The 12,797-nt window shown below is 34.0% G+C and carries 16 protein-coding genes; 8 read left to right on the forward strand and 8 right to left on the reverse strand.

Going from position 1 to position 12,797, the window contains the following annotated elements:
- Window positions 1–85: 85 nt before the first annotated feature.
- Complete coding sequence (locus E0Y80_RS17810) at window positions 86–238, reverse strand: hypothetical protein (protein WP_156309034.1); 153 nt, start codon at window positions 236–238, stop codon at window positions 86–88.
- A gap of 45 nt (window positions 239–283) precedes the next feature.
- Between E0Y80_RS17810 and E0Y80_RS17815 the strand changes: the two genes are divergently transcribed.
- The 3 genes from E0Y80_RS17815 to E0Y80_RS17825 all read left to right on the forward strand — a co-directional run bounded on the left by E0Y80_RS17815 (window position 284) and on the right by E0Y80_RS17825 (window position 4,735).
- A complete protein-coding gene (locus E0Y80_RS17815; RefSeq protein WP_197091659.1) occupies window positions 284–1,558 on the forward strand; it encodes a DEAD/DEAH box helicase in 1,275 nt (424 codons plus the stop codon).
- Window positions 1,559–2,014: 456 nt separating this feature from the next.
- Window positions 2,015–3,049, forward strand: coding sequence for an HNH endonuclease domain-containing protein (locus E0Y80_RS17820; protein WP_156309035.1), 1,035 nt, complete (start codon window positions 2,015–2,017; stop codon window positions 3,047–3,049).
- A gap of 591 nt (window positions 3,050–3,640) precedes the next feature.
- Window positions 3,641–4,735, forward strand: coding sequence for a Fic family protein (locus E0Y80_RS17825; RefSeq protein WP_156309036.1), 1,095 nt, complete (start codon window positions 3,641–3,643; stop codon window positions 4,733–4,735).
- A 385-nt stretch (window positions 4,736–5,120) separates the two neighbouring features.
- Here E0Y80_RS17825 and E0Y80_RS17830 read toward each other — a convergent pair whose 3' ends face one another.
- The 6 genes from E0Y80_RS17830 to E0Y80_RS17845 all read right to left on the reverse strand — a co-directional run bounded on the left by E0Y80_RS17830 (window position 5,121) and on the right by E0Y80_RS17845 (window position 8,103).
- The gene (locus tag E0Y80_RS17830) at window positions 5,121–5,333 is read right to left on the reverse strand and encodes a hypothetical protein (protein WP_156309037.1); all 213 of its coding nucleotides are present in this window, start codon (window positions 5,331–5,333) and stop codon (window positions 5,121–5,123) included.
- Window positions 5,334–5,412: 79 nt separating this feature from the next.
- Window positions 5,413–5,541 (reverse strand): hypothetical protein, encoded by a 129-nt coding sequence (locus E0Y80_RS20890; protein ID WP_262885878.1) that lies wholly within the window; start codon window positions 5,539–5,541, stop codon window positions 5,413–5,415.
- A gap of 240 nt (window positions 5,542–5,781) precedes the next feature.
- Entirely contained in the window at window positions 5,782–6,174 is a 393-nt protein-coding gene (locus E0Y80_RS20670) for a DEAD/DEAH box helicase family protein (RefSeq protein WP_197091670.1), read from the reverse strand.
- A gap of 4 nt (window positions 6,175–6,178) precedes the next feature.
- A complete protein-coding gene (locus E0Y80_RS20895) occupies window positions 6,179–6,313 on the reverse strand; it encodes a hypothetical protein (RefSeq protein ID WP_262885879.1) in 135 nt (44 codons plus the stop codon).
- A gap of 347 nt (window positions 6,314–6,660) precedes the next feature.
- Window positions 6,661–6,936, reverse strand: a complete 276-nt coding sequence (locus E0Y80_RS17840; protein WP_156309038.1) for a hypothetical protein — start codon at window positions 6,934–6,936, stop codon at window positions 6,661–6,663.
- A gap of 879 nt (window positions 6,937–7,815) precedes the next feature.
- Window positions 7,816–8,103 (reverse strand): hypothetical protein, encoded by a 288-nt coding sequence (locus tag E0Y80_RS17845; protein WP_156309039.1) that lies wholly within the window; start codon window positions 8,101–8,103, stop codon window positions 7,816–7,818.
- A gap of 236 nt (window positions 8,104–8,339) precedes the next feature.
- On the opposite strand from E0Y80_RS17845, the gene E0Y80_RS20900 reads away from it, so the two are divergent.
- The gene (locus E0Y80_RS20900) at window positions 8,340–8,465 is read left to right on the forward strand and encodes a hypothetical protein (RefSeq protein WP_262885880.1); all 126 of its coding nucleotides are present in this window, start codon (window positions 8,340–8,342) and stop codon (window positions 8,463–8,465) included.
- 588 nt (window positions 8,466–9,053) lie between these two features.
- A complete protein-coding gene (locus tag E0Y80_RS17850) occupies window positions 9,054–9,281 on the forward strand; it encodes a hypothetical protein (protein WP_156309040.1) in 228 nt (75 codons plus the stop codon).
- Window positions 9,282–9,385: 104 nt separating this feature from the next.
- Here E0Y80_RS17850 and E0Y80_RS17855 read toward each other — a convergent pair whose 3' ends face one another.
- A complete protein-coding gene (locus E0Y80_RS17855; RefSeq protein WP_156309041.1) occupies window positions 9,386–9,763 on the reverse strand; it encodes an MmpS family transport accessory protein in 378 nt (125 codons plus the stop codon).
- A gap of 491 nt (window positions 9,764–10,254) precedes the next feature.
- Here E0Y80_RS17855 and E0Y80_RS17860 point away from each other — a divergent pair, with 491 nt between their 5' ends.
- The 3 genes from E0Y80_RS17860 (at window position 10,255) to E0Y80_RS17870 (ending at window position 12,575) form a co-directional block, all read left to right on the forward strand.
- On the forward strand, window positions 10,255–10,668 hold the full coding sequence (locus tag E0Y80_RS17860; protein ID WP_156309042.1) for a LysE family translocator: 414 nt from the start codon (window positions 10,255–10,257) through the stop codon (window positions 10,666–10,668).
- A 604-nt stretch (window positions 10,669–11,272) separates the two neighbouring features.
- Window positions 11,273–12,202, forward strand: coding sequence for a PAS domain-containing protein (locus tag E0Y80_RS20815; RefSeq protein ID WP_262885883.1), 930 nt, complete (start codon window positions 11,273–11,275; stop codon window positions 12,200–12,202).
- Window positions 12,195–12,575 (forward strand): response regulator, encoded by a 381-nt coding sequence (locus E0Y80_RS17870; RefSeq protein WP_156309044.1) that lies wholly within the window; start codon window positions 12,195–12,197, stop codon window positions 12,573–12,575. Before E0Y80_RS20815 ends, E0Y80_RS17870 begins: the two co-directional genes overlap by 8 nt.
- Window positions 12,576–12,797 lie beyond the last annotated feature (222 nt).

Raw genomic sequence — 12,797 nt, forward strand, 5'->3', positions numbered from 1 at the left:
CAATACTTTCCCCAATCCTTTCCCCCCAATCCTTTCACCCCAATACTTTCCCCCAATCCTTTCACCCCAATACTCTTCAACAATACTAAGCCCAATACTCTTCAACAATACTATCCCCCAGATCCTGTAATCCCAATCCTTTCACCCCAATCCTTTCACCCCAATACTCTTCAACAATACTAAGCCCAATACTCTTCAACAATACTATCCCCCAGATCCTGTAATCCCATAATCCCATAATCCTGTTCTTTTTGTTATCTTTACCCCCTCAAACATTTTCAACGTGTCACTAGAAAAACTAAAACTTTCAAAACGCCTTCAATCGAACATGAAGGAATTGGGTTACTTAACAGCCAAAGAATTCCAGTTAAAAGCACTTTCACGTATTGTTGGTGGACATAGTATTCTTGGAATTGCACCGGAAGGGGCAGGGAAGACTACAACTTATGTTCTAGGCGTATTGATGCGGTTAAAGTATTCAGATGATGAAGCGCCGAAAGTATTGGTTTTAGCACCCAATGAAGAAAAGATTACAGAGATTGTCGACCGCTTCTATGCAGTTAGCAATAATAAGAATCTGCACATCATGGGGCTTAAGACCAGCGGAGCGATGGAGGAGGAGATCGAAGACCTTGTTCGTGGAGTGGATATTGTGGTGGCAACTCCGGCTAGGGCGCGAGCAGTGTACCTGAAACTAGGATTGAATCTGAACCGTATTCAGATGATGATTGTCGATGATGCGGAGGAAATCGTAAAGCAGGGAATGCAAACCAATGTGCGCGAATTGGCTCAAAGCTGCGGAAATGTACAATATCTTGCCTTCAGTACTGTTGACCATGAAAAGCTGCATCTGATGATCGATCCTTTTATGGAATTTGCTACACTTGTTGAAGTCGATGAGCTAGGCGATGTGATGGTTGATACCCATGACCTGATGTTATACCAAGTTCCGAATTTTACGACAAAAATCAACCTTTTGAATTCTTTAATGACTGATGAAGATGTATTCGATAAAGTAGTGGTTTTTGTTAATAGCAAGCAAACTGCACACAACCTATTAAATAGGCTGCATGTTAAGAAAGTGGAGGCTGCGATTCTAAATCCTCTATTTCATGATGATCCAGCATTTACTGATATCAATATTTATAAGCAGAGCTCTCAAAGCAGATTGTTAATTGTTGCAAATGAAGGCACAACAGACATTGACCTCAATGGAGTTCCCTTTATCTTCCACTTTGAAATTCCCGAAAACAAAGACCAATTTGTAGAGCATGTCATAAAGACTTCGGAGGATGAAGCCATTGCGATTACCTTTGCAACAGACATTGAACTTCCTGAAGTTAAGAAAATCGAAAAATCCATAGGTCAGAAAATTCCGGTAATTCCTTTACCTGATGATGTGGTGATCTATAAACCCTCAGAATTAGGGAAAGAAAAAGAGGAATTCGACGAGACTAGAGGCGGGGCATTCCATAAAAAAAAGGAAAGCAATAGCAAGACCTATAACTATGGAAGTGGAGAGAAAGCTAGAATGACCAGAAAAAATAAGAAAAGGTAAATAGCGTAACAGCTCAAATATTTTCAAGGCATATTTTGTTCAACAACAAAACAAAATAATAAAGGCAGTTTTACAAAAACTGCTTAGAGTTCTATTGCTTAGTTTTTCTGCGATAAAAAAACCTTACTATTAATACGATAATGGCTATAGCAAGAGCTATGTTAAAGATTTGCCATAGAATTAAATTGCTCATCATGGATTATGGTTTAATTATTGGTTAGGATTAAATTAAATAATAATTAGCAAAAATTCAAATTTTAGGTATTTATCCTTATTCTAAAAAACATTGGCTAACCTTATAGGTAGTCGTCAAATAATTAGTTTACTTCATTAACACCAAAGCTTTACCATTAGAGAGAATAGGATAGAGGTGATATAAATCCTAAATCTTTTTAGAGAAAGTAAATATTAATTTATTATATTAATTTTTATACTTTCTCAAAACATCTATATCTAATGACATTTTTACCTTTCGATCAATTACTGCCAACTAATTATTTGTCTGCCTGTTTAAACAATACTTCAGCTACATATAAATATTATTGGTTATTGGCAATTTTAGATTCAATCGAATCGGGTACATATACGATTAGTAAAAAGAACCTATTTGCTGGGATGATAACCAATGCCTGGTATACAGTGAATTATTTTAATATTTCATTCGGACAATTTGATTTAATTCAACGGGCGATTGAAGAGATTAAGGATATTGAAGGAATAACAATAGATGAATCAAAGGATAAAATTTTCTCAAAATTGTTAACATCAAAAAATTTAAAGACTAATAAGTTATTGGTCCATTTTGACAAGCAGGTTCCACATTGGTTCTTAAGCCCTTGGTATCCTGGAATAAAAAATACTAAAGAAATTTATGATTTATCTCAAAGTAGTTTTAATATTCCTTTATATCGATTGTATAAAGATAGAATTGAGATTTTGGACCAATGGATACCATATCTTCAAAAACATATCCGATTGCTAAGAGATTATATCTATTGGAATCTTGCACTATTCCTCCAGGTTCGAAATCCAAATGTACCAGATATCCCAAATAAACTTATCAAACCAGTGTTAAGAAGTTCACTTTTAAAAGAACGCAAGTTTTGGGATTTTGTATTTGAAGTTAATGGCCCTCAAAAATGTATTTATACGGGAAAGGAGCTTTTTATAGGTCAATATCATGTTGAACATTTTATTCCATACAGTTTTGTCTCCCATAACCAAATTTGGAATCTAATTCCTGCTGATAAAACTTATAACTTGCAGAAAAACAATAAAATACCGCGTTTAGATAAATTTTATAACTCATTTTTTGAATTACAGAATTTAGCTGTAGAAACTTATAGAATTAATAGGCCTAAAGAGAAATTTTTACAAGATTATTTTAATGTAGGAACCGATATTTCAATTGGTTTGGATCGAAAAAAATTTTTTGAAATAATTAATCCTTTAGTGACGATTGCATCAAATAATGGATTTCAATATTTGTAATTTTGGTTATCTGAGGTAGATATTAATAATGTTTAAATTATCACATTAACTATAAATAAACGAATGTCTAACATTTTAAGGTATGTGAATTCTAGTCAATTTAATTACATTCCGACACAAAAAGTGTTAAGATCTGATTTACAGTATGTTAGTTTTCAAAAAATTCAGATTCAGGTACGAACTATTAAATGTAAGTTAATGAGTTTTTTACTGAAGTTGATAATTTTGAAAATGACTTTTATTTTTTATCTGAAGCCGTAGACCCTGACCAATTAAGAGCAAAAATAGCAGAGAAAATTCTTAGTAGAAGGAGTCCATTTAAAGGAATTAAAGAATTAAGTGATTTGCTCAAGCGTGAGAATGTTGGCCATGTCGATAATCTAGCTAAACTTTTGAAGTTATGCGGACTAGCTGAGTTGATTGATATGGATTTTGACCTAAAATTTCAATTACGTTATTTAATTTCTAATGTTTTGTTGTACGGAAAAAACGATGTCGATTAATCTTTTTAAAAGCGGAGAATAAATAGATTATTCTCCGCTTTATATGCGGTAAATATTACTTATATTTACCGCATACAATTTTGAGGTCATGGCAATCTATATACACGAACGACATAATTGGACAGATTTTCAATGGGAAGGTGAGAAGATACTTAATCTATTAAGCGACGTTCGGCATTTACAAGGAAAGCTTATTGGAAAAGTAGAGTTGCTAGGATTTGAGTTAAAAGACGAAGCAAATTTGGAAACACTTATCCAAGATGTTGTTCAATCATCAGAAATAGAGGGAGAGATATTAAATCCAGAACAAGTCCGCTCATCGATAGCGACTCGATTAGGGTTGGAAAATTCAGGCCTTGTAAATTCTGATCGTCACATCGATGGTGTTGTAGAAATGATGTTAGACGCTACACAGAATACAGATAAGACCATAAGTAAAGAAAGATTATTTGGCTGGCATGGTGCATTATTTCCAATCGGAAGAAGTGGTTTGTATAAAATTTATGTGGCACAATGGAGAAGTGGTGATATGCAAGTTGTTTCAGGAGGAATGGGAAAAGAAGTTGTACACTTTGAAGCGCCTAAAGCTGAACGGCTTGAAGAAGAAATGAAGAGATTTATAAGATGTTTTAATGCGGAATCCCATATAGATCCAGTCTTAAAAGCTGCTATTGTACATTTATGGTTTGTGACTATACATCCATTTGATGATGGTAACGGACGTATTGCTCGTGCATTAACAGATATGCAATTGTCGAAAGCGGATGGTGTCAATCAACGTTTTTATAGTATGTCTGCGCAAATTAAACAGGAACGTAAGGAATACTATAAGATTCTAGAGAAAACACAAAAAGGAGATTCGGATATTACCAATTGGGTAGTTTGGTTTTTAAACTGCCTCAAAGAAGCTATTATTGCTTCAAATACAATAATAGATAAAGTCGTTAGAAAACATCACTTTTGGATGCAAAACAATCTTAATATCACTAATAATAGGCAACGAGTAATGTTGAATAAATTAATGGATAATTTTGAAGGAAATCTGACTTCATCGAAATGGGCAAAGATGACAAAGGTATCTGCTGACACTGCATTACGAGATATTACAGATTTAGTGAATAAAGGTGTTCTAATAAAGGCTGATTCAGGTGGAAGAAGTACCAATTATGGGCTAAATTGGTGATTTTTTAAGATTTACCGACTACAAAATGCTGTTTGTAGTCAGTAAATTAAAAAAAGTAAATCTTTAAATTATTAACATATGTAGCTTTAAATAAGTAATTTGTGTTTTTGATTTATGCATTTGTAATCATGTAGTCACGTAGTCAGTAGATTTTCAACTTTCCAGAAGTCCCTGTGATTATTTAGAATTAAATGTGACAATTGGCGAAATAACAGGAGAAATTACTACCGATGTTGGAAACTTATTTTTCTCTAAAATCACGGTATATTTGCTACATCTTTATATTAGTTAACGTGCTGTAATTTAATGCATTATTAGTTATTGTGTCAGGAAATTTCTGTATTCAATTCTTTAGGTTTATATGTAATAACCAATGAATCTGAAATCAATGCGTGCTGAATATCGTAATATTCATAAATTTTAAAATTGAACTTCTCATACCCTCTACGCATATCATCGTTATCTTGTTGTCAAAAATATCAGCATTCTTCGACATGAAGGAAATAAACTCGTCAGCATGTTTATCAGATTCTATCATGCCATTTATTTCACCATACACCAACATATCTATAAAAAGTGTCCATTGTATTAGTTTCATATTATTTCGTTAACTTAAAATAAGTGTACTTAATTGTCTTTATTCATATCGATTTTAAGATTGCAAACTATACTAATTTTCAAGGAGTTTGTAATCCAAGTATCTTCAGACAACCAATTCGTTCTTCAACTGGATTTCCATTTTTGTCTAAAAATCCTTGTGATGGTCTCCAGCCTTCTGCATCAATGTCTAATGTGATTTTTTCCACTTTGTAAGGAGCAAGAAAACCATCATCAACTCCTTGTTTTAAGGAATAAGTGTAAATGGGATCACCAAAATAGTCAATATTAGAAACTTAGGTTGTTTCTTTTGGCGTTGCTGTTAATCCAACGTGAGTAGCTTTAATGAAATATTCAAGAATTTCTCTTCATTTGCTATCTTCTTTTGCACTTCCTCTTTGGCATTCATCAATAATGATTAAGTCAAAAAAATCTCGATTGAATTGTTTTTAAGCATCTTCTGATTTATTATCAGGCAACCCTTGATACAATGCTAGGTAAATATTATAGGCATTATCGATTTTTTTATGTTTGATGATGGTTAAGGCATCTTTAAAATGCTTGAAATCTCCACAAGCCGTTTGGTCAATCCATGCAGTTCTATCAGCTAAAAAGAGGATTCTTTTTTTAGAACCACTTTTCCATAATCTACAAATAATTTGAAAAGCGGTATACGATTTTCCTGTTCCATTTGCCATTACCAAAAGAATTCTGTCAATACCTTTTGCAACTGCTTCAATCGTTCTGTTAATTGCAATTTGTTGGTAATATCTTGGGCTTCGTCCAGAGCCATCTTGAAAATAATCCTGTTTGGCAATTTCTTCAACCTCTATTGTTGCAATTCCCTTATATTTTTTGTATTTCTCCCAAAAGCATTTCGGGAATTTGGAATTCGTCTAATGTTATTTCTTTTTCTATTGCTCCGTCGCTAGCTGTTTTGTCATGAAAAATAGAAGCCATCTCCATTGCTGCTGAAGACACAGGGTACGTCTAAAGTATTGGCATAATTAAGAGCTTTTTGAATGCCACTTTTTACGGTTTGTTTATTGTCTTTTGCCTCAATAATTGCAATCGGAACATTGGGTTTGTAAAATAGAATGTTGTCTGCAAATTTTCGTTTACCTCTTGCAGTCAATTTCCCTTTTACATAGATACTTCTGTCTGTAAAGAAAATTTCACGACCAATTTGCGTTTGCCCATCCCAACCTGATTTTAAAATTGCAGGCGTGATAAACTTTGCTTTTATGTCAGATCAGATTAATCCGTTTTATTCTTATCTCAATACTTTAAATTTGATCGTTATGTTTATTCTAACCACATGTAATCAATTAAAACAGTTGATTAAATCTCCCCTCAATCTCCATGATTCTATCCAATAGTTCCTTCCATTTCAAACTCTCACCCATAATCATATTTTCCTGCATGGTCTTGTAATCATCTTCCCATTTATTTATGATAGAATCTGGTGGAATAATGGTCAATTTCCCTTTCTTGTGATTAGAATAATCCATTCCTCGTAATGGTGTAACCGTTTTACGGTGCTCAACAATGGTGTTGAACAATTCGTCATTAGCAATGGCAATTTCACCGTATTCGGCTATCATAATTTTATCTAAATCATATAAATTTCTCGTAAGACCATTCGTTCTAATCTTATCTAATGGTTTTCAAAATTCTTCATGCGGCAATAGTACCTTCTCTATAAACGTACATTTAGGGATAACTGTCTGAAAATCAAAATAATGTTCAGTAAAATCAAGGTAATTATATTTATGAACTAGTAACGATATAACTGTTTCTGTTTCAAACGTCTCGGATCGCAATCACCTTTGGATTTGGTAAAATAGTTGACATTTTTGGAAAAGGCATCGATGAGGAGGAAAAAAAAGATGAAACCTTAACAAGTATTGCTAAATCACGCATCAATGCAGAGTGAGGAAAAGAAGAACCAAAAATCATAAGAATCATTTTTCACTCTAAATCTAGGAGTTGATTCATCTGATTGGGTTTTTGCCTTGTATTATTGTCGTGATTTAATTAATTATTCTGAAACAATTCATGAACATATTAAGTTGGGATTATATGATTTTAAATTCATTCAGGTGCTAATTGTATAGTCAATATTCATTATTATAAAAATTATGGAGACGCCATTACCTTTAAAAGATTTAATTTTATTCAGATTGTATCATGGTAAAACAATCTTTGAACTGGAAATTTTTGGAAATTTTAAGGATGATCTAACCTCACTTCTGGAGGAAAAGATGATTGTTCCATCAAATAATTCCCTAAAAACTGATAGTTTTTATGAATTCAAAGTCACTGAAAAGGGTATAAAATTCCTTTTTAGGTAATCTATTTTCATAGTAAATTTCAAGTTTAAAAAAATTATTTGAAACTAATCAGGGCATTCTGATTACAAACTGTCCAAAAATTAAACCAGTAAGCTTATAGATTTACTGATTTTAACGTGGTATGAAATATCATTGGATCTTTAGGGTAGTTCGATTATAAATATCATTTTTTATCCTCTCGATCAAATTTCCAACCTGATCGTCTATGACTTGTTCATTAGATTCCTTTTCAATGTACATCCTATGGATGTATAATTCCGATCTTACGTACCCACATATAACATATATATCAGCACCTATTAGCCATCCTTTTTCAATGTTGATACTGGCATCTGCTTTTGTATGGCTTAGATTATAAAATTCGAAGATTTCTTTAAGCAAAGGTTCTAAAGCATTTAGAAAGTATTTGTAACTCATCTGTAAGTAATTGGTAAATTCTGTTGTGGATTAATAACTCCAAACCTAAGAAAGGTTACATTTGAATAAAATGATTTAAATCACTTCGATACTTGATCTTTTTTACAATTGATTTTAAAGATTCTGCATATGGTTCGTGTGACTATTCAAACCTGATTCAATATTAAAATGGAAAATGCTAACAGAAGGTTTGCAAGACCGTTAAGTTCAGGTTGACCTTTGAGGTAAGTACACGCATGGAGGATCTTGTTCTAGGTGAGATTAGCCATGGATACACCATCTTTATAGAAGAGGCTGTTGCAGAGTCAAGAAGGTTAATGAAAAATAAAGGTAATGCTCCTGAATATAAATTCCGGACTTAAACCACTATTAGTTCTGGGATAGAGGGTGACATAAAAGGTTCTCGAATGACTATTGATTCAGGATGTCTTTTGAGAGAGAAAACCCAATGGCCAAAGATTACCTATGGCTTCAATTAGACGGAAATCAAACAGAAATTAAATTCAAATTGATGGCTGTATAATGAATTAAAAAGTACTCAATTAAAATTTTGCCCAAGTTTGTAATTTAAGGGAAAAATTGTCTTTGATTGAACTTTAAGGCAGGTCCAGTATTCGAACAATTAACCTATTCGCATAGTAATAATAACTATAATTTCGAGTTCATCGGTTTTGAAGGAGATATTGGCCCGAATGCATAGAAAAGTAAATGAGGTTAGGTCGGAATAGAAATTAGACACAGAAATCCAACGGTGTCGAATCCGTTGGGTTACTAAATTCATTATGCTATTACAACATTTGACCATTTAAAGATAGCTAAAAATGTAGTAGATTGATATGCATTAGAAGAAAAAACCCAATAGGGTGATTACTCTATTGGGCAATATTGATTGATAAAACAAGTTAAATAAACTTACTTAATTTAGAAATAAATAAGGTAAAACAAAAAGAATGTGCTTTGGAGTAGTTAAGGGTAATAATAATAAACCATTGAAGCGATTAATTTTGGAAGATAATCTTCCTTATTATAAAATAGATAACGGAAACGAAGATTCAAATCCGAAGCCACCTTTTATAGCGGCAGGAAATTTCTGTACCAACGATAAAAAACAGTTTAAAGATAGTGTAAAAGCAAATCCCGATTCGGTAGGAAATAATTTACCAAAGTATACCAATTAAAAGCCCATAATTCAAATATTTAGAGTAAAGAAATTTGGCAGGTACTAAAATAATAAAAAGCCTAATGGTAGGTTAGGCTTTTTGTTTACTTGGTATACTTTTATCTAAAATAATGAAACGTTTGTCTGCAAAATTTTTCCAGTTGACGCTGCACTTTCCTTCACAACCTTACCATCAACAATGATCTGTGCTTTGAGTGTTGAATTATCATTTGGCCCCATACCGTTGGCAGAAATCATAGGGGTCTTTGTGGAAATTTTGGCCTCACTGGTCCACTCACTACCGAAATTACCGGTTTTAGAGACTGGTGTGTCGCCGTCATAATAAACAATAGTACTGATGTTTACTCCAGTAGAGCCAATAATTTTATATTGGACTTCTTTAGTTTCCGATCCTGGAGTAGGTTCATCATCTTTACTGCACGAAGAAAGTGTGAAAGTTAAGGACAATAGGATCAACGATAAATTTCTTAAGTTTTTCATTAATGATTTCTTTAAATAAATAATTTTGTTTTTTCCAAATATAAAATTCTTTTATAAGAAAATCGGTTTCTTTTGAAAATTATGGACTGCATGCTAAAAAACATCCATTAGGACATGATTAATCCTCTGCAATCTTCTTAAATATGCTAACAATCATGGATTTGGAACCGGTAAAATAGAAGTTTCAATGGCCAGGCAGAATTATTGTAGCCATGAGTACACAGTAAGGTGAACAAGGTAACAATTCCAGCAATTATAAAAGATCGTAAATAGTTCCGACCGAATGTTTTTGTTTCATCTTGGTTGACTCGAAAATATTTAGCGTAACCAAATTTTTAAAGAGTCAGAATAAAAAATAAGCGATATGATTACCTGTTAAGTTTCTTATCGGGGATGTCGGAAAACATAGACCTACAGGTGGCAAGATAAGGTGAAATAGTTATTGTTTTTAAGTACATTTGCTTAAATCTCGGCTTTTATGTTTGGCGTTCATGATAATTAAATATGTAGGAGCGCTTTATCTTGTTTATTTGGGATTGGTTTCTTTATTATCCGAAGGGAATAAAATTAATTTAAAAAACGGATTAACAGGTACAGATAGTGGTTGGAGTAATTTTAAATCCGGGCTCATCACAAATGTTCTTAATCCTAAGGTTGCCTTGTTCTTTATTTCTTTTTTTCCTCAATTTATAAATCCGAAAGAACTCGGCTCTGTGGTACCATTTATATTTTTAGGTAGCTGCTATGCAATTATGGGGTTAATTTGGTACTCAATCCTTGTTTATTTTTTAAGTGCATTTTCGAATAGATTGAAGGATAATCCTAAATTTACCATGTACCTTAGCAAGTTCTCTGGATTAGTATTTGTTTTAATGGGGCTTAAAGTGGCCATGGAGAAAAAATAAAATGCTACAGTTTGGGTTGGTAATAACCTATAGATTTTTTTTTGTAAATATTTTTTGGAAGGCATGAATCTATTTCTAAAATAACGCAGATTCTCCATCGTAAACTTTAGATAGGACCAGTTCAATTTGCAATTATAACCTAAATTAAACTGCTAGTCACAAATTGATTTTGGATTAAGCGCCACTTTGCAACCACTATCGGAAAAAATAACGAGCGATCTCCAATATTGCCAGAATGCTTTACATAGGTACGATCTGTTTATAGGGTAAATGATATTCTTTGAGGCAAGAATTAGATCGGCATTTCTGGTTAAATAATCTATTCAAATAGTTTCAAATTCCGCATTTGATGAAAAGTCCATAATGAATACCATTCTGTACGATGCATATATTCGTACGAAAAACAACCAGCATGAAAAAGGGAGGCGCCGATCGCTAAACATGCTGGTTGTCATAAGTTGTACTTAAATTTATTGCGCTGATAAGAACTCTATTTTCCAATTAAATCTGGCATAAATTTTGAACTATTTTTACCTTAACTTAACCAAGTAACATTTTGAATTTTGACTATTCTAACCTATTTAAATGGCTAGGGGTGCCATGCATGATCGTTCTTCCCAATTCCCCAGAATTTACAATCGTAGACGCAAATGAAACTTACCTAGGGCTTTTTGGTCTAGGGGGAGAAGACATAATTTCAAAGAGTTTTTTTTCTGTATTTCCAAGCTCGGATTTCATAGATGAAATTAATTGGGAAGACCTTTTCGATGAAGTCATCAGGGAAAGGAGGATTATTTCAAAGGGAATAAAAACCTGGGTAGATCCCCAAGAGAAGAGGACCTCCATCGAAAACGTAAAGTATTTCGAGATAAAGCATTTTCCTGTATTTGACAAAAACGGTGAAGTAATGGTGATCGTCCGGTCGTTGGTCGATGTTACGGACTATGTGATCGATAGAAGACTCCTTACAGAAGCACAGTCAGATGTAAGGTTTGGAAATTGGTGGATCAACATCGAGAAACGGACCATCAAATGGTCTAGCGGGATGAACGACCTTTTTGAGGTGGATCGAGATTTTATTCCCGATTTTGAGAATGTAAAGCAGTTCTATGTTGAAGCTGAGGATGAGTCTATTTTTCTTGAAGAGGTCATAAGGGCGATAAAAGGTCACAGGATTTTGAAGACCTTTCTTTCTGTCAGAACCAAAAGTGGAAAACTTAGGCGGCTTAAGATCATTGGTAAGCCCGACCATATTGGAGAAGCCTGCATCGGGATCCACGGTACAGCGATAGACATTACCAAGCAGCATGAGGATCAAAATATCCTCAAGGATATTTTGTTTTGCCACAATCATGAACTTAGAGCTCCATTAGCACGTATTATCGGACTGGCAGAGCATCTGAAAAGGGACGTCAGGACGGAAGCCAGATCGGGTTTCCTCATTGGAGCTCTGTTAGACTCGGCAAATGAAATGGACCGAGTGATCAGGCAGATTGTTAATCGGGAACAGTACAAGGGAGGTCCAGATGAATAGGATCATACTGGTGGATGACGACACAATATCAACGTTCCTTCTGTCCAGCCTTCTTGAGCACCTTGGGATGGGGCATGTCCATGCAAAGTTCATTAATGGTGCCGAGTTTCTGGAGTGGCTGGATTCCCAGCAAGAAGATGGGGCAAGATATGTCGTCTTCCTAGATATCATGATGCCGGTCATGGACGGTTGGGAGGTGATGGAACGGCTAGAACGGAATCGTTTGGCCCGAAGGATCTCTGTGGTTATGGTCAGTTCATCATTGGACCCGACCGATAGGAAAAGGGCAATTGCGCACGGAATGGTTCTTGATTATATAACCAAGCCTGTCAGGGCCAAGGAGCTTGAGAGGTTGGGAACATTCATGGAGTAAGCCAAGGAAATGGAAAGAGGTATGTCAAATTTGAAAGAGCGATCGTATTTTTAAACCTCCTGCTCATTTAGGTTATTTCATAGGTTTAAGGTACTCGTATCAATATTCTAAATCATTCTTTCAAGATTTGAAACATCCAACATCCAAAAGACTTAAATATTTCTATTTGAAAGCATAGTTTTTCTAGATACCCAATAAAATGGTGAATAATTTCCTTGGCTG

This window comes from Sphingobacterium endophyticum (assembly GCF_009733535.1).
GTDB lineage: Bacteria > Bacteroidota > Bacteroidia > Sphingobacteriales > Sphingobacteriaceae > Sphingobacterium > Sphingobacterium endophyticum.